Below are 16,677 nucleotides of genomic sequence, written 5' to 3' on the forward strand. Positions count from 1 at the left end.
GCTTGCATTTCAACCGAAAGATGGAATCGCTTTTCGGCCAAGCCTGTGTGCAGACTGAAATGGTCGTGCACGCGCACCGTATCCGGGGCTGTACCAGGGAAATTAAGTCCGCTGATATGTTGACATAAAGATATCTTTATGTGATTGACTTGACAATTGTTTGTCGTTTTCAGAACGGGAGATTTCCCATGTCCGCCATCGACGCCCTTTTTGGCGACCTTTCCTCCAAGCCGGATGGCTCCGAAGTCATGCGGGCGCTGAAGCAGGCGGCCAGCGAGCGCATCCTGATCATGGATGGTGCAATGGGCACGGAAATCCAGCAGCTGGGTTTCGTCGAGCAGCATTTCCGTGGCGATCGCTTCGGCGGTTGCGCCTGTCACCAGCAGGGCAACAACGACCTCCTGACGCTGACGCAGCCGAAGGCGATCGAGGACATCCACTATTCCTACGCCATCGCCGGCGCCGACATCCTGGAAACGAACACGTTCTCCTCGACCCGCATCGCCCAGGCCGATTACGGCATGGAAGACATGGTCTATGACCTCAACCGCGACGGCGCCCGCCTGGCGCGCCGCGCCGCAAGGCGCGCCGAAGCGCATGACGGTCGTCGGCGGTTCGTCGCCGGCGCGCTCGGGCCGACAAACAGGACCGCGTCGATTTCGCCTGACGTCAACAATCCGGGTTATCGGGCGGTAAGCTTCGACGATCTGCGGATCGCCTATGCCGAACAGATCCGCGGGCTGATCGACGGCGGCGCCGATATCATCCTGATCGAAACCATCTTCGATACGCTCAACGCCAAGGCGGCAATCTTCGCCACCAAGGAAGTGTTCGCCGAGAAGGGCATCGAACTGCCGGTGATGATCTCCGGCACGATCACCGATCTTTCCGGCCGCACGCTGTCGGGCCAGACGCCGACGGCTTTCTGGTACTCCGTGCGCCATGCCGAGCCCTTCACCATCGGGCTTAACTGCGCGCTCGGCGCCAATGCCATGCGCTCGCACATCGACGAACTCTCTGGTGTTGCCGATACCTTCGTCTGCGCCTATCCGAACGCCGGCCTGCCGAACGAATTCGGGCAGTACGACGAGACGCCGGAGCAGATGGCCGCCCAGGTCGAAGCCTTTGCCCGCGATGGCCTCGTCAACATCGTCGGCGGCTGCTGTGGCTCGACGCCCGCCCATATCAGCGCGATTGCCAAAGCGGTTGCCAAGCATCCGCCGCGCCGGATCCCCGACGTCGCGCCGCTGATGCGGCTTTCCGGGCTCGAGCCCTTCACGCTCACGTCGGACATTCCCTTCGTCAATGTCGGCGAGCGCACCAATGTCACCGGCTCGGCCAAGTTCCGCAAGCTGATCACCGCTGGCGACTATTCGGCAGCGCTCGATGTTGCCCGCGACCAGGTCGCCAACGGCGCGCAGATCATCGACATCAACATGGACGAAGGCCTGATCGATTCGAAGCAGGCGATGGTCGAGTTCCTCAACCTCATCGCCTCCGAACCTGACATCGCCCGCGTGCCCGTGATGATCGATTCGTCGAAGTGGGAGGTGATCGAGGCGGGCCTGAAATGTGTTCAGGGCAAGCCGCTGGTCAACTCGATCTCGATGAAGGAAGGCGAGGAGGCGTTTCTTCACCACGCCAGGCTTTGCCGCGCCTATGGCGCCGCCGTCGTCATCATGGCCTTCGATGAGGTCGGGCAGGCCGATACCAAGGCGCGCAAGGTCGAAATCTGCACCCGCGCCTACAAATTGCTGACCGAACAAGCCGGTTTCCCGCCTGAAGACATCATCTTCGACCCCAACATCTTTGCGGTCGCGACCGGGATCGAGGAGCATAACAATTACGGCGTCGACTTCATCGAGGCGACCCGCGAGATCATCGCGACGCTGCCGCATGTGCATATCTCCGGCGGCGTCTCCAACCTTTCGTTCTCCTTCCGCGGCAATGAGCCGGTGCGCGAGGCGATGCACGCCGTGTTCCTCTACCACGCCATCCAGGCGGGCATGGACATGGGCATCGTCAATGCCGGCCAGCTGGCTGTCTACGATACGATCGATGCGGAACTGCGCGAGGCCTGCGAAGACGTGGTCTTGAACCGCCGCGCCGATTCGACCGAGCGCATGCTGGAGATCGCCGAGCGCTATCGCGGCCAGGGCGGCGCCCAGGCCAAGGAAAAGGATCTTTCCTGGCGCGAATGGACGGTCGAAAAGCGGCTCGAGCACGCGTTGGTCAATGGCATCACCGAATATATCGAGGCCGATACCGACGAGGCGCGGCTTTCGAGCGTCCGGCCGCTGCATGTGATCGAAGGCCCGCTGATGGCCGGCATGAACGTTGTCGGCGACCTTTTCGGCTCGGGCAAGATGTTCCTGCCGCAGGTGGTGAAGTCGGCGCGCGTCATGAAGCAGGCGGTTGCCGTTCTGCTGCCGCACATGGAAGCCGAGCGGCTGGCCGCCGGCGGCGAAGGCGAGCGTCAGAGCGCCGGCAAGATCCTGATGGCGACGGTCAAGGGCGATGTGCACGACATCGGCAAGAACATCGTCGGCGTCGTGCTTGCCTGCAACAATTATGAAATCATCGACCTCGGCGTCATGGTGCCGTCCGCCAAGATCCTCGAGGTGGCCAGGGAGCAGAAGGTCGACATCATCGGCCTGTCCGGCCTGATCACGCCGTCGCTCGACGAGATGGTGCATGTCGCCGCGGAACTCGAGCGCGAAGGCTTTGACATCCCGCTGTTGATCGGCGGTGCGACGACGAGCCGGGTGCATACGGCGGTCAAGATCAATCCGCGCTACGACCGCGGCCAGACGGTCTATGTCACCGATGCGAGCCGTGCGGTCGGCGTCGTCTCCAGCCTGCTGTCGCCGGAGGCCAAGGCACCCTATGTCGAGACGATCCGGGCGGAATACCGCAAGGTCGCCGACGCCCATGCCCGCAACGAGGCGGAAAAGCGCCGCCTGCCTTTGTCGCAGGCGCGCGCCAATGCCCACAAGATCGATTGGAGCGGCTATCAGGCCAAGGCCCCTTCGTTCCTCGGCACACGGGTGTTTCAGGGGTGGGAGCTGGAAGAGCTGGCGCGCTACATCGACTGGACGCCGTTCTTCCAGACTTGGGAGCTCAAGGGCGTCTATCCCAAGATCCTCGAGGACGAGAAGCAGGGCGCGGCCGCACGCCAGCTGTTCGACGATGCGCAGGCCATGCTTGCCAAGATCATCGCCGAGAAGTGGTTCGCGCCGAAGGCGGTCGTCGGCTTCTGGCCGGCGGGAACCGTCGGCGACGACATCCGGCTGTTTGCCGATGAGGCGCGCGACGAGACGCTTGCCACTTTCTTCACGCTGCGCCAGCAACTGAGCAAGCGCGACGGCCGCCCGAACGTGGCGCTGTCCGATTTCGTGGCGCCGGTCGACAGCGGCAGCCGAGACTATCTCGGTGGCTTCGTCGTGACGGCCGGCATCGAGGAAGTGGCGATCGCCGAGCGGTTCGAGCGCGCCAACGACGACTATTCGTCGATCATGGTCAAGGCGCTGGCCGACCGTTTTGCCGAAGCCTTCGCCGAGCGCATGCATGAATATGTGCGCAAGGAGCTCTGGGGCTATGCCGCCGACGAGACGTTCTCGCCGCAGGATCTGGTCAGCGAACCCTATGCCGGCATCCGTCCGGCGCCGGGCTATCCGGCTCAGCCGGACCACACGGAAAAGGAAACGCTGTTCCGGTTGCTCGACGCCGAAAAGACGATCGGCGTCACCTTGACCGAGAGCTATGCCATGTGGCCGGGCTCGTCCGTCTCCGGCCTCTATATCGGCCATCCCGAGGCCTATTATTTCGGTGTCGCCAAGGTCGAGCGGGACCAGGTGGAGGACTATGCTGCGCGTAAGCGCATGCCGGTGCGCGAGGTCGAGCGCTGGCTGTCGCCGATCCTCAACTACGTGCCGATGCCCGAAGCAGAGGCTGCCGAGTAATCTCGGGGATCCAACAATAGCGCTGGCGGGCAATCATGCCCGTCAGTGTCGCCCTTGAAGCGGCACGCGTTATAACGCCGGCTACGGGGCGAAATCGTCTTTCCCACTTGCCTGAAGCCAAGATAAAATTGCGTTGATCGGTTGCTGATGCCGGCACTTGCCAAATTCTTAGAGTCTCTATGCTTCGCTGAACTGGTCTATTGCTCTGTATTCGTCGTTTATGGTCGGCGTCGCCAATATATTTCTTGAGACGTTCAAAAATAATGGGATGGAAATTCCGGAAGGATTCCAATCGAAGCGAACGTGATTCAACGTTGTTTTTCGGCTGTGCCGTTGCATTTCGGGTCGTTTTCCAAATGAAACATTGAAAATCCCGAAAAAAGAATTATATGGGTGCAATCGAATATTGCTTGCGACCTTTGTCAAAGCGCTGAAAAGCGTTGTCAGATTTCCTCTCAACATCGACACGGCTCGGCGAATACCCGTCGAGCGAAATCAACGATTGAAAGGAGATCGTTATGAATTCAGGCACCGTAAAGTGGTTCAATGGCACCAAGGGTTTTGGCTTCATCCAGCCGGATGACGGCACGACCGACGTGTTCGTTCATGTTTCCGCTGTGGAGCGTGCAGGCATGGGCTCCCTCGCGGAAGGCCAGAAGGTCACCTACGACATCGTCCGCGACCGCAAGACCGGCAAGAACTCTGCCGACAATCTCCGGGCGGAATGATCGTCATCTGCCTCCCCCGACCACGGATGTACTGGCTGGGGACGTTTGATTGACGGGGAGAGGTCGGGTGAAGCCCGGCCTTTTTGCGTCCGGACCCTGCACATTCCGGGGAAGGAAACCATCATGACCCGCAGAGTTTGTGCCGTTGGCGACACGGTGACCGTAAGGGCCGATTTCACCAAGCTGGCACCCGCCGTCAGGACGTGCCGGATCATCGGTGTTCTGCCCGCCGACCACGGCGAGACCCAATATCGCGTCCGTTTCGACGGCGAGAACTTTGAACGTCGCATCGTTGCAAGCGACGTCGAGACTACTGAGGCGGCCTCTCCCATCAAAGAGGGACCGTCGCGCATTGCCAAGGGTGAGCCCTGGCTGAAACCGTCGCGCATCCGGATCGGAAGATAGCTTAAGCCAATTTCGGTCCGCCGATGTGCGGCCACCAACCAAAGGGAAGGATACATCTTGCAGGTACTCGTCAGAGACAACAACGTCGACCAGGCACTCCGCATTCTGAAGAAGAAGATGCAGCGCGAGGGACTGTTCCGCGAATTCAAGGCGCGCAGCGCCTATGAGAAGCCGTCGGAAAAGCGCGTTCGCGAAAAGGCCGAAGCCGTTCGTCGCCAGCGCAAGCTCGCGCGCAAGAAGCTTCAGCGCGAAGGCCTGCTGCCGGCGCCGAAGAAGGCCGTCCGCACCCGCTAAATCTGAGGCACCGATGCCGATTTCGGCATCGGTCCACGCCCGAGCGAGGAGGTACGCATGACGTCGACGAAGAAAGATCTTTTCAAGCCCGAGCGGCTGTCGGCAAGCGACAAGGCCGCCGCGACCGATCATACGGCCCGCGGTATCGTCGCGGCCGAAAAGCTCGCGCGTGAGAAGAAGACCGAGAAGCTCAAGGCTCTGCGGCTCCTGCAAGAGGCTGACGCCGAACCCGTGGCCCCGGCGCCGAAGCGCCAGCCGGCACGCAAGCGCACGAGCGCCTGACTGAGCTCATAGGCCAACACAGAGCGGTTGCGGTTTAGACGGACTCGCAGAAACGCTCCATCTTCCTTTTACGCATTTCCTGGCGGAAAACCGCTTGGCAGTTTTCCTGGAAATGCTCCAGGCGCTGGCACGGTCTGCCGGCCAGGCAAGCGTATCAATAGCCGCATTGATAAATCATCTGCCTGCCGCGCTTCCCACTCGATGCGCGGCCAGGCATTGTTCCGGCTCCTGATTCCGAAGGCGGCTAGTTGACCGCGCTCGGCTCCGGAAACTGCCAGGTTCCATCCAGTATTTCCTGCCGCGGCCGATAGAGGCGCACGGTGTAGTTCCAGCCCTTCGTCGTCGGCAGGCAATTGGCTATCTTGCCGTCGCAACCGCCGAACTGGATGGAAACCGTGCCATCGTCGCCCTTCTTTGCGGTGATGTCGTTGATGGTGTAGGCGTCGTACTGGTTCTTCTCGTAATATCCCGCCGCATTGTAGACGCTGACCGACCAGAACGCATCGACCGGAACATCCTTCACATCGAGCTTATAGACGGTCGCGCCATCGTTCTTCGCCGGTGTGATGTTGAGATAGGTCGCATCCTTGTCCGGATTTCCGCCCCAGGCCGAGGCCGTGCCGATGAGGTGGCGAACGGGGTCGACCTCGTCCTTGGTGCCGAAGGCCTTCTTGAAGTCCGGCATGGTGGAGCTCAGGACAAGCAGGGCTTCGCGCACCGTCTTCTGGCTCGCCGGATCCCAGGCGGGGACCTCGAAGCTGCCAACGCTCTTCTGGCTGACCTTGATCGCATCCTGCAAGGTGTGGACCGCTTCGATATCCTTGGCGTCAGCCGGATCGACGAGCGTGCGGATACCCACGACAACGTAGCGCGTGCCGACACCCTCCTTCGTCAGCGTGTGCTCGCCGGCATCATAGGTTACCTGCGGCACGTAGTGGTCCTCGTTGATCACCTGCATCGACATGAAGCGTTTTCCGGCGTCCGGCATGGTGATGGTCACCGGACCGGCGTCAAGGTCGAACACCGCCGATGAATAAAGCGTGTCGCGGTTGAGGCGGATGACGGTCTGGTTGTCGATCGAGGCCGGTTCGCGGCGGTGCAGAAGTTTGCCGAGTTCACCGGCCTTGATCATCGCGGCGGCATACATGTCGCTCTCGGCGCGGATGAAATTGTCGACGCCGACGATGACGGGATCTGCGGCCTTGGCCGGTATCGTGCCGATCGCGGCAAGGATCGTGGCCAGAAGGGTGGTTCGAAACGTGCTCATGCTGCGCATCCTTTTGCTTATATGGCGGCTTTCAGTGGCGGCGCTTTCCATTTACCGTCGAGCGCATCGGGTTTCGGCCAGTAGAGGCGCATCGCCATGAAGAACGGGCCCGTGGGGGCCGGCAGCCAGTTGGCCTCCCTGTCGGGACCGGGGCTTTCGTTCTGGATATAGAGCGTCAGGCCGCCGTCGGCGTCCTTCTTCAGGTCGGGCAGCATCGGCGAGTTGATGAGGTAGCGGTTGAGCGGATTGGCGTAGAGCAGGCTGGAAGGCAGCTCGTAGAGGGTAAGCGACCAGAAGGCGTTGACCGGCGGTAGTTGTCCAGGTGCGAGGCGCAGGGTGTATTTGTCGGCGCCAGAGAGCGGCTTTTTCTGGTCGTCGATGAAATAGGCGGGATAGAGCGCCTCTTCCTTCGAGTTGCCGTAGATGCCGAGCACCGCGCCCGACATGCGCTGCATGTAGTCGTTCTTCAGGAATGCCCGCGTGCCGAAGCTGTCGGCGCTCGAAGCCTTGCCGGTATCGATCATGGTTTCCTTGTGTTCCTTAAAGGCTGCCCAGGCATCGGCCATGCCATCGGTGATTGCCTTCTGGATATCCGGCGTGAAGGCCTGCAGGTCGAATGTCTTGCCGGCACCGATGTTCAGCTCGGCGAAGCGGGCCATCAGCTCCGTTTCCGAAGGATCGGTCGGGCAGAACTGCAGAATGAAGTTGAGCTCCTTGAAGAAATCGGGGGAGGTTCTTTCGTCGGCCGCACTCAAGGGGGCGATGAAGTCGACGGCGGGTGCGGGTGCCGTGGCGGGTTGGCCGAGGAACTTCGACAACGGCTCGACCTTGTAGCCGGCCTGGATCTTCTTGACGTTTTCGATATCGCCGGGATTGAAGAGCTGCGTGCGGTAAAGCACGAAGGCGAACTCCGTTTCCGAGCGGATCACCGATTTGATCCCGGGCGGTGTCTCGCCTTTCCAGTTCGGCCCGGCCAGCAGGTAGCTGCCTGCCTCGTTGCCTGTGGCGCGGCTGCCGACATAGGCGAAGTTGAAGGTGTAGAGGTCGATGAATTGCAGCGAGTAGTAACGCTCCTTCTCGATCGCCGGTACCGTGAACACCAACGGCTCGGCCCTGAGATCGGCGCCGACATAGGAATAGGGCGTGTCGGAGTTCGGCGTCTGGATCGCCTTATCATCAGGCGTATAGACCCGTGCATTGTTGACGAGTTCGTTCCAGGGCGCCTTGAACTCCGGGCCGCCGGCATCGACGAAATAGGAGTGCTGCACGCGATAATTGTCGACCAACGGAAAGCCGTAGATCGTCGCCTCCTTGGCGATCGCCCGTGCTTCATCTGATGTAAGGGCGGCATCGGCTGCGATGGCGGGCAGGCTTGCCATATGGGGGAGCGTGGCAGCAAGCGCGCCGTAGATCAGAAGGGTCCGTCGTCTGAGCATGGCAAAATCCTCCGGGTGGAACGCGTGTGTTCAGCAGACGGGCCGGCGGACAATCCGACGCATGCGCAAAGCTGCGGCCAGCAATTCTTCGATCGTGCGTGAAAAGCCGGAAACCACAAGTACGTAACTGTTACGACGGCGCTGTTGCCGTTCACCGTCGGCGCGATGGCGTCCCCTGGTGAGCTGCGGTAACATCGTTGCTGCAATACATCGCACGTTGAGAGACCGTCGATGGAGCGCCGACTAGCAGCTGTCCTGATCGCCGACGTCGCCGGATACAGTCGCCTGAGCCGGCTCGACGAGGAGGGAACGCGCGCCAAATTCCAGAGCGACCTGCACGACATTCTGGAACCGCAGTTTGCCGAACACCACGGCCGGCTGGTCAAGACGATGGGCGACGGGCTGCTGGTGGAGTTCCGCAGCGTCGTCGACGCGCTTCGCTGTGCGGTGGAGATCCAGCAGCGCAAGTCCGAACAGGTCGACAAGGTCGCGGCCGATCGGCGGCTCGATTTCCGCATCGGCATCAACCTCGGCGACATCATCGTCGAAGGCGACGACATTCACGGCGATGGCGTCAACACCGCCGATCGGGTGCAGGGGCTCGCCGAGCCGGGCGGCATCGCGATATCGGGCACGGCCTATGACCAGGTCCGTTGGAAGCTTGGCGTCGGTTTTGCCTCGCTCGGCGAGCAGACGGTCAGGGGCATGGCCGAGCCGATCCGCGTCTACCGCGTGCTGCTCGATCCGACCGATGCCGGCAAGACGATCGCCAAGGACGCGAAGCAGCGTGCCGCGCGAAGGAGGATACTCATTGCCGGCGCCGTGATGCTGGCCCTCGCACTTGCCGCCGCATGGTGGCAGCCGTGGACGCTTATCCTGCCGGAGACGCCGACCGAGCGCTTTGCCTATCCGCTGCCCGACCAGCCCTCCGTCGCCGTCCTTCCGTTCATCAATGTCAGCGGCGATCGGGACCACGACCATCTGGCCGAAGGGTTGACCGACGACCTCATCACCGAGCTTTCGAAAGTGTCCGGCCTGTTCGTCATCGCCCGTCACTCGGTGTTCGCAATGAAGGACAACGCCTCGAAGATCCAAGACGTGGCAGCGGAACTCGGGGTTCACTACATTCTCGAGGGAACGCTGCAGCGTGCCGATCAGCGCCTGCGCATCAACGTCAAGCTGATCGATGCGATGAGCGGTCTGTCCCTCTGGGCGGAGCGCTACGACCGGCAATATGCCGATCTCTTCGCGGTCCAGGACGATGTCATTGGCAAGATCATCGCGGCGCTCGAGGTCAAGCTCAGCGAAGGCGAGCGCGACCAGCTGGCGCGCATCCCGACCGACAACCTCGAGGCCTATGATTATTACATGCGGGCCGAGCAGCAGGGGCTCGTCTACAGCGACGTCGATACCTATCGCCAGACGCTGGCCTTCTATCAAAAGGCGATCGATCTCGACCCGCGCTTCGCCGATGCCCATGCGGGGATAGCGCGCGTGGCCGTCGACGTTTGGCGCAACGACTACAATTATCTCTGGTCGGCGGCAGTGGCCCGCAAGATCGCCTATGACGCTGCGGGCCAGGCGCTGAAGCTCGACGGCAACAATGCGCGCGCCCACACGGTGCTGGCATTGCTGCAGCTCGTCGACGGCCGCGAAACGGAGGCGCGGGAATCTGCCGCCAGGGCCGTCCGAGCGCAGCCGAGCGATGCCGAGGCCTTTGCCAATCTGGCGCTGATCCTCGCGCAGACCGGTGAACACCAACAGGCGATCGCCGATCTGGAACGGGCATTGAGGCTCGATCCGTCGCCATCCCCGAGTTCTCGGCTGCTGGCGGGCATCGTTTATTACACCGCACGGGACAACGACCGAGCGATCCCGCTGATCGAAGCAGCCGGCGAGGCCTTGCCCAATGCAGAACCCGCACGGGAGTATCTGGCATCAGCCTATGCCCAGCGCGGCGACCGGGCGCGAGCGGTGGCGGAAGGCACGAAGCTGCTTCAGCTCTTTCCCGACACCAACCTTACCTACTACAGCTATCTCTATGATTACTGGCGCGAGGAGGATCTGAACCGCCACCTGCACGGCCTTCGCACGGCCGGCATTCCGGAGTGGCCCTTCGGTTTCGTCGGGGCTGCGGCCGACCGGCTTGGGCCTGCCGAACTCGGCGCGCTCACCAGTGACAAGACCTGGAACGGCCGGCATAAGAATGGAACCAGCTTCGTCCAGTTCTTCGACAAGGCCGGCAATACGGCCTATCGTAGCGCCAACACGAACATCACCGGCCGCGCCGAGGTGAAGGGCAACCAGCTCTGCGAGAAATTCAGCGGCTATTTTCTCGACCGCATGGTTTGCGGCTGCGTCTACCGCAATACGGCCAAGGGCGAGCGCGGCGCCGACTTCATCCACGTGACGCCGCAGGCGTTGAAATTCTTCTCGATCGAGCGGTGACGGCTATGCCGTGAGGACCAGGCGTCTTAGGGCGTTGCCGGTTTAAACGGAGGCGCAGAAACGCTCTATCTCTTTGTTTTGACGCATTCCCTGACGGAAAACCGCTTCGCACTTTTCCTGGAAATGCTTTAGCGCGCCTTCTGCCAGGTGGTGCCGAGCTTTTCCGAAATGAGCGTGTTCTCCACTTCGGACCAGTGCTTCTTGGAATCGACCAACTTGTTCGGGTTCTTCTCAAAACCTTCCGCGGCTCCCGGATCATAGCTCAGGAACAACTTGCCCTCGATGATGCGCCAGGCCTTCGGGTCGATGTTGGTGGTCACCGTTCCGAAAGAGACGCCGTCGGCGCAGTAACCGCCATATTGCGGCGCATAGCGGGTGGGTTCGCGGATGAAAAGCTCACGGTTCTCGGCGCTGGCAAACTGCCAGTTCGCCCCGAGCCAGCGGTAGGAATATTGCGGCGAGCCTTCGAGAGCCTTGCTTTCGGTGAAATAGGCGACCGGGTCGTAGCCCTTGATCGCGACATCGCCGAAATAGCCCGTGTTGACGAGGTCCTCGGCCATTGCCGGCGCGGACAGTGCCAGAAAGGCGGTCGCCGCGACGCCGACGGCGCATGCGTATCGATGGTAGGACATTCCTTTTCTCCGATTTCCGGATGCGGGAGGCGCGCCCTCTGGCGTCACTTCCGCTTCGTGCATTCGGCATAGAGCCAGTCGCCGACAAGGTCGGCCTTCTGGCAGGTGGCGCCCGCCTTCAGCAGAAGCTCGGCTGCGTCCCAGTGCGAGCGCCAGCCTGCCTGCGTCAGCGGCGTGTAGCCATTGCGTTCCTTCGCCTCGATCTCGGCTTTTTGAGTAAGCAGTAGAGCCACGACATCGGCATGGCCCTCCTCGGCGGCGGCATGCAGAGGCGACATATGGTAGAAGTTCTTGGTGTCGTTGACGTCGGCGCCCTTGGCGACGAGCAGCTTGACGATGTCGAGATTGCCGCCATAGGCGGCGGCGTGCAGGGCGGTCAGCCCGCCTTTGTTGCGGATCTCGATGTCGCAGCCGCGATCGAGCAGCAGGGCGACCACATCGGGCCGTCCGGCAAGCGATGCGACCAACAACGCCGGCTCGCCGGCCGTATCCGGCTCGGTGATGTCGGTTCCCTGATCCAGCAACTGTGTGACGCGCTTGATGTCGCCGTCTCTTGCTGCGTCATGCAAGGGACCCGCAAATGCCGCCGAGGTGAAAAACGCCAGCCCAGCGACCGAAGCACAAAGACAGTTCATCGCGCCACCTCCGCCCCAGCTTCGGCTCTGCATGTAAGGACATTCGAAAATATCACAGAGTCCTTGCCGTCAACAAGGTCAATACGGCCCAGGCGCGGCGGGGGCGTTGCCTGATGCTGCAGGCAGATGCAGCGCGCAGAAATTGCGGGTCAGGCGTTGACCCGCATCAGGTCGAGCACGCGCTCCACCGCGCAGGGGATGGGGGCGATAATCGGCGTGGTGAAATGCGGCTGCAATTGTTCGGCCGCCTGGCCGAGCGGGCCGCCGCCGATGATGACGGCTTCAGCGCCATCCAGCTCGATGCAGTGCCGCACCGCTTCGCCGAGCTGTTCCCGCAGCCGCTTTTCATCGCCGGCAAGCGCGAGCGGATCACCGGGCGTGCAACGGATGCCGGTGTATTGGCCGGCAAGGCCGAGGTCGTGGGCGCGCTCGTCGATTGCCTCGATCAGATCCGGCGTCGTGGTTGCGACGCCGAACTTGCGACCGTTTCGTGCGGCTTCGATCATCGATGCCTCGCAGATGCCGACGACGGGGATGTCGACCCGCGCCTTAAGGGCGGCAAGGCCCGGGTCGCCGAAGGCGCTGACGATGATGCCGAGGCAACCGTCGTCGTGAGCCGTGCCGATCTCGATAACTTCGTCAGCCGCAGCCGTCAGTTGCTCCGGCGTGACGATCATCGGCGGGTTCCGCTTGGCCGTGGCGATTGCCACGGCCAAGCGTCCGGTTACAGCCCGCTCAGCGATGGCGAGCATCATGCTGCTTGTTGCATGCGAGCTGTTCGGGTTGATCAACAGGATATGTGCGGTCACGTTCTGACTTCCACGCCGACATTGATCTTGTTCGGTTCAGCCTTGGCGAGGTCGGCGTCCGCCGGCTGGTCCAGATCTTCCATCGACATGCCATAGGTCTCAGGCCCGAGCTGGATGCAGAATGCGAAGACCGCGTACATGCCGGCTGCGAGACCAAAGACGCCGACCATGCCGTAGGTATCGAACAGCATGCCGGAGATCGTCGGCACGAAGGAGCCCGCTGCCGATCCCGTCGCCAGGATGAGTGCGACGCCGAAGGCACGAATGCGTGTCGGGAAGAGCTCCGGTGCGTAGATCCAGATCGAGGTGTTGAGCAAGAGCACGAAAAACTGGAAGATCGCTCCGAACATCAAGACGAGGTAGATGTTGGTGCCGAGATAGGCGATCGAAACCGCCGCTAGGCAGGCGAAGACCGCACCGAGCGTCAGCACCTTCTTGCGCGGGAAATAATAACCGAACATCGAGGCGGCGATGGCGCCGAGCACGCTGCCGCTCTGGATGATCATGCTGTAGAGCAGGCTGCCCTGCAGCGTGTAGCCCATCGACACGAAGATGATCGGCATCAGGGTCAGCACCGACAGCTGCGCGCCGTAGCTCATCAGGATGGCGATCGCGACGGGAATGGTCCGGCCGATGAACGGTGCCCGGAAAAGCTCTTTCCAGTCACTCTTCGCAGGCGCTTCGTCCTGGAGATGGTCCTTGGTCAGGTATTCCTCGACCTTCAGGTTGCGCGGCCGCAGCGAACCGGACGCGAGGATCGACAGCACCTTGTTGGCCTCATCGATCTTTCCCTGCGAGGCAAGGAATCGTGGCGTCTCCGGCACGAAACGGCGATAGAAGACCACGAGCAGCGCGGGCAGGGCCAATGCGGCAAACAACCAGCGCCAGCTGTTTTCTCCCGGGAACAGCGTGAAGATCAAAAGGCCGAAGGCGGGGGCGAGGAAGTTGCCGAAACCGCCGGCGCCGACATTGACGAGGCCGGCCGCCGTGCCGCGGAATTTCGGCGAGCAGAATTCCGACAGCATCGTCACCGCTGTGGAGATTTCACCGCCGACGCCGAAGCCGACAATGGCGCGGGCAAAGCACAGCGCCGCGAAATTCGGCGCGAGCGCGCAGGCGGCCGAACCGATGGTGAAAAGCAGAAGGTTGATCGTCAGCATGACGCGGCGGCCGTAGCGATCGCCGAGAATGCCCGACAGCAACCGGCCGATGGCGGCGCTGCCGAAGGTGATGGTGTTGAGGAAGCCGATGTCGGTGCCGGTCAGGCCCCAATGTTCCTTCAGGATGGGGCCGGCGACGCCGATGGTGTTCTGCTCGAAACTGTCGAACAGGCAGCCGATCAGAACGAGCGCGATGATCTGCTTGTGGGCGCCGGTGACGCCGATCTTGGTGAAGGCTGATTCCAACTGTCGAATGACCGGCGAAGATTTGCCGGACGGCACCATATTTTCCGCTGCCATGGTTTGTTCCCCTTTATGGCTTAACTGGCGTGAAAACTTAGTTTCATGATGCTACATCAAGAAATCACAGTTTCATACTGAAATTTTGCTTTGAACCGGGCGAACCGAATGTTTTGCGCCTGACGGGCACTGTTGCCGCCCAGTACAATTCATCTTCGAAACAACGCCATTGAGGAATGCAGGTTTCATGCCAAGGTAAGAGAAACCATATTTTCTCTTTTGTAATCAGATATATGGGCCAAGGTCGGTCTGTAACCGCCGCTTGAAACTGTGATTTCTTGTGATCGAATAATGCACTGCCGTTTCAGGCAGATGCCCAAACAACGGTCACAGTTCTTCGAGCGCGTCGTTCAACGCTTCGATGCCGCGCAGGCGGTTGCGGCCGCTCACACCGGCGGTTTCGATGCAACGCGTCGTCAAGAGATGGCAGAGGGCCATGACGGAGACGTGGTTGAAGAGCGGCCCCGGCGCCAGCGTCTGGCACCGGAAATGCCATTCCGCCTGGCTGAGGAAAGGCACGCCTTCGTCGGTGATGTAGAGCAGGCGGGCGCCGGATTTTTCCACCTGGTTGAGGAGCGCGTCCATCAGCGCGATGCGGCGGCGCAGACCGAAAACGATGACCACGTCGTCGGGCGTGAAGCTGACGAGATGTTCGCCGAGCGTCTGGCCGCCACCGGGAATGGCCGAGATGTTCTCGATCACCTGGGTCAACTGCCATTGCAGATAGGTGGCGAAGGAATGGCTGGCGCGAAAGCCGATGACCCAGACCTTGCGCGCCTTCAACAGGGCTGCAGACGCGGTGTTGATCTGGGTTTCCGATATGGCAAGAAACGTCGCTTCGATATTGGCGACCCCTTGCGCCACATGGGCGGTGACGGACTGCTCGCCCGCCGTATCGGCGCTTGTTGCCAGGAAGAGGCGCGATCCCGTCTGCTTGTCGGCGCGCGCATGGCGGCGCGCCTCCTCGTAATTCTCATAGCCAAGCCGCTGGATAAAACGCGACACGGTGGCCTTCGACACATGCGCCAGAGCTGCCAGTTCCTGGGCGGAATAGCTGGCGACTTCGCCGGGGAAGTCGCAGAGAAAGTCGCCAAGGCGCCGCTCTGCCGGATGGAGCTCCGGCAGGACCTGACGAACGCGGGTGAGGAAGGATCGCTCTTTGGGACTCATTGCCAATTCCATGAAACTGTCGTTTCACGGACTGTCCGATTTCCGCGTCACCTTGGCAAGAGCGCAGGGCCCGAAAGCGCCGGCCTTGCGCCCCGTTGTGCCAGGGTCGTGGTCAATACTTTGATGGTACGTAGAGCTCGGGGGGCAGGACCTTGCGCTCGTAATCGGGGTTGAAGACCCGTTCCGGAAGGGTGATCTCCTCGTGCGGCACGTCCTCATAAGGGATCTGTTGCAGCAGGTGATCCATACAGTTCAGCCGCGCCCGCTTCTTGTCGTTGCCCTCGACGATGTGCCACGGCGCTTCGGGGATGTTGGTTCTGGCGAAGGTCTCTTCCTTGGCCTTGGTATAGGCCTCCCAGCGCACGCGCGATTGCAGGTCCATCGGCGACAGCTTCCACTGCTTCAGCGGATCGTGGATGCGCACCAGGAAGCGCATCTGCTGTTCCTCGTCGGTGATCGAGAACCAGTACTTGACCAGCCGGATGCCGGAGCGCACGAGCATGCGCTCGAATTCCGGCACGTCATTGAAGAACTGCTCGACCTGGTCCTCGCTGGCAAAACCCATGACGCGCTCGACGCCGGAGCGATTGTACCAGGAGCGGTCGAACAGCACGATCTCGCCGCCGGCCGGCAGATGCGGCACGTAGCGCTGGAAATACCATTGGGTCTTTTCACGGTCCGACGGGGCGGGCAGAGCCGCGACCCTGACGACACGCGGATTGAGACGCTGGGTGATGCGTTTGATCACGCCGCCCTTGCCGGCCGAATCGCGCCCCTCGAAGATCACCACGACCTTTTCCTTGTGGTGGACGACCCAGTCCTGAAGCTTGATCAACTCGGACTGCAGCGCGATCAGGGCGCGAAAATAGTCGATGCGCGGAAGCGACGGCGGGTGGCTCTTGCGGTAGATCTTGCGGATCTCTTCCGAAAGCGCCGGCTCGGAAAGCTCAAGCTCGTAGTCTTCGTCGAGCGTGTCGGCGAGTTCCGCCTCCAGCCAGTCCTGCCCGTCGAAGTCGCCATTTGATCTGTTCATCGCATCCCTCCAGCGCACAAGCGCGCTATGCGGCAGCCCCGCGGCATGATGCTACCGTCACCTGGCTTATTCCATAGCCGCATGAAAGGAATTTGACGCCGTCCTTTGCGGCCGGC

General features: G+C 61.6%; 14 protein-coding genes. 6 read left to right on the forward strand and 8 right to left on the reverse strand.

Annotation, left to right across the window (positions count from 1 at the left end):
* Positions 1-188: 188 nt before the first annotated feature.
* The 5 genes from metH (at position 189) to AC244_RS13415 (ending at position 5,671) form a co-directional block, all read left to right on the forward strand.
* Complete coding sequence (metH, locus tag AC244_RS13395) at positions 189-3,962, forward strand: methionine synthase (protein ID WP_053249318.1); 3,774 nt, start codon at positions 189-191, stop codon at positions 3,960-3,962.
* Positions 3,963-4,480: 518 nt separating this feature from the next.
* Complete coding sequence (locus AC244_RS13400; protein WP_025424998.1) at positions 4,481-4,690, forward strand: cold-shock protein; 210 nt, start codon at positions 4,481-4,483, stop codon at positions 4,688-4,690.
* 123 nt (positions 4,691-4,813) lie between these two features.
* A complete protein-coding gene (locus AC244_RS13405; RefSeq protein ID WP_053249319.1) occupies positions 4,814-5,095 on the forward strand; it encodes a hypothetical protein in 282 nt (93 codons plus the stop codon).
* Between the two features lie 57 nt (positions 5,096-5,152).
* Positions 5,153-5,389 (forward strand): 30S ribosomal protein S21, encoded by a 237-nt coding sequence (gene rpsU / locus AC244_RS13410; RefSeq protein ID WP_025424996.1) that lies wholly within the window; start codon positions 5,153-5,155, stop codon positions 5,387-5,389.
* A 57-nt stretch (positions 5,390-5,446) separates the two neighbouring features.
* Positions 5,447-5,671 (forward strand): hypothetical protein, encoded by a 225-nt coding sequence (locus AC244_RS13415; RefSeq protein WP_053249320.1) that lies wholly within the window; start codon positions 5,447-5,449, stop codon positions 5,669-5,671.
* Positions 5,672-5,915: 244 nt separating this feature from the next.
* On the opposite strand, the gene AC244_RS13420 is transcribed toward AC244_RS13415, so the two are convergent.
* Positions 5,916-6,938: a DUF1254 domain-containing protein gene (locus tag AC244_RS13420; RefSeq protein ID WP_202596072.1), complete on the reverse strand. Its 1,023-nt coding sequence runs from the start codon at positions 6,936-6,938 to the stop codon at positions 5,916-5,918.
* 17 nt (positions 6,939-6,955) lie between these two features.
* Positions 6,956-8,374 carry a DUF1254 domain-containing protein gene (locus AC244_RS13425; RefSeq protein ID WP_082366839.1) on the reverse strand — a complete coding sequence of 473 codons (1,419 nt, stop codon included), beginning with the start codon at positions 8,372-8,374 and terminating at the stop codon, positions 6,956-6,958.
* Between the two features lie 231 nt (positions 8,375-8,605).
* Here AC244_RS13425 and AC244_RS13430 point away from each other — a divergent pair, with 231 nt between their 5' ends.
* Positions 8,606-10,822, forward strand: coding sequence for an adenylate/guanylate cyclase domain-containing protein (locus tag AC244_RS13430; protein WP_053249322.1), 2,217 nt, complete (start codon positions 8,606-8,608; stop codon positions 10,820-10,822).
* A 128-nt stretch (positions 10,823-10,950) separates the two neighbouring features.
* On the opposite strand, the gene AC244_RS13435 is transcribed toward AC244_RS13430, so the two are convergent.
* The 6 genes from AC244_RS13435 to ppk2 form a co-directional block, all read right to left on the reverse strand.
* Positions 10,951-11,454 carry a YHS domain-containing (seleno)protein gene (locus tag AC244_RS13435; RefSeq protein WP_053249323.1) on the reverse strand — a complete coding sequence of 168 codons (504 nt, stop codon included), beginning with the start codon at positions 11,452-11,454 and terminating at the stop codon, positions 10,951-10,953.
* A gap of 44 nt (positions 11,455-11,498) precedes the next feature.
* Complete coding sequence (locus tag AC244_RS13440; protein ID WP_053249324.1) at positions 11,499-12,089, reverse strand: ankyrin repeat domain-containing protein; 591 nt, start codon at positions 12,087-12,089, stop codon at positions 11,499-11,501.
* A 149-nt stretch (positions 12,090-12,238) separates the two neighbouring features.
* The gene (locus AC244_RS13445; protein ID WP_053249325.1) at positions 12,239-12,898 is read right to left on the reverse strand and encodes an aspartate/glutamate racemase family protein; all 660 of its coding nucleotides are present in this window, start codon (positions 12,896-12,898) and stop codon (positions 12,239-12,241) included.
* The gene (locus AC244_RS13450) at positions 12,895-14,358 is read right to left on the reverse strand and encodes an MFS transporter (RefSeq protein ID WP_053249326.1); all 1,464 of its coding nucleotides are present in this window, start codon (positions 14,356-14,358) and stop codon (positions 12,895-12,897) included. The genes AC244_RS13445 and AC244_RS13450 overlap by 4 nt, the downstream gene beginning before the upstream one ends.
* Before the next feature lie 327 nt (positions 14,359-14,685).
* A complete protein-coding gene (locus AC244_RS13455) occupies positions 14,686-15,528 on the reverse strand; it encodes a MurR/RpiR family transcriptional regulator (protein WP_053249355.1) in 843 nt (280 codons plus the stop codon).
* 112 nt (positions 15,529-15,640) lie between these two features.
* Positions 15,641-16,561, reverse strand: coding sequence for a polyphosphate kinase 2 (gene ppk2 / locus AC244_RS13460; protein WP_053249327.1), 921 nt, complete (start codon positions 16,559-16,561; stop codon positions 15,641-15,643).
* Between the last annotated feature and the right edge of the window lie 116 nt (positions 16,562-16,677).

This window comes from Ensifer adhaerens, from assembly GCF_001270265.1.
In the GTDB taxonomy this organism is placed as follows: Bacteria; Pseudomonadota; Alphaproteobacteria; order Rhizobiales; family Rhizobiaceae; genus Ensifer; species Ensifer adhaerens_B.

Coding starts and splice junctions, on each gene's coding strand:
- AC244_RS13450 (WP_053249326.1), bottom strand. CDS start 14,358: ATGGCAGCGGAAAATATGGTGCCGTCCGGCAAATCTTCGCCGGTCATT.
- AC244_RS13415 (WP_053249320.1), top strand. CDS start 5,447: ATGACGTCGACGAAGAAAGATCTTTTCAAGCCCGAGCGGCTGTCGGCA.
- AC244_RS13400 (WP_025424998.1), top strand. CDS start 4,481: ATGAATTCAGGCACCGTAAAGTGGTTCAATGGCACCAAGGGTTTTGGC.
- AC244_RS13425 (WP_082366839.1), bottom strand. CDS start 8,374: ATGCTCAGACGACGGACCCTTCTGATCTACGGCGCGCTTGCTGCCACG.
- AC244_RS13420 (WP_202596072.1), bottom strand. CDS start 6,938: ATGAGCACGTTTCGAACCACCCTTCTGGCCACGATCCTTGCCGCGATC.
- AC244_RS13440 (WP_053249324.1), bottom strand. CDS start 12,089: ATGAACTGTCTTTGTGCTTCGGTCGCTGGGCTGGCGTTTTTCACCTCG.
- AC244_RS13430 (WP_053249322.1), top strand. CDS start 8,606: ATGGAGCGCCGACTAGCAGCTGTCCTGATCGCCGACGTCGCCGGATAC.
- metH (WP_053249318.1), top strand. CDS start 189: ATGTCCGCCATCGACGCCCTTTTTGGCGACCTTTCCTCCAAGCCGGAT.
- AC244_RS13405 (WP_053249319.1), top strand. CDS start 4,814: ATGACCCGCAGAGTTTGTGCCGTTGGCGACACGGTGACCGTAAGGGCC.
- ppk2 (WP_053249327.1), bottom strand. CDS start 16,561: ATGAACAGATCAAATGGCGACTTCGACGGGCAGGACTGGCTGGAGGCG.
- AC244_RS13455 (WP_053249355.1), bottom strand. CDS start 15,528: ATGAGTCCCAAAGAGCGATCCTTCCTCACCCGCGTTCGTCAGGTCCTG.
- AC244_RS13435 (WP_053249323.1), bottom strand. CDS start 11,454: ATGTCCTACCATCGATACGCATGCGCCGTCGGCGTCGCGGCGACCGCC.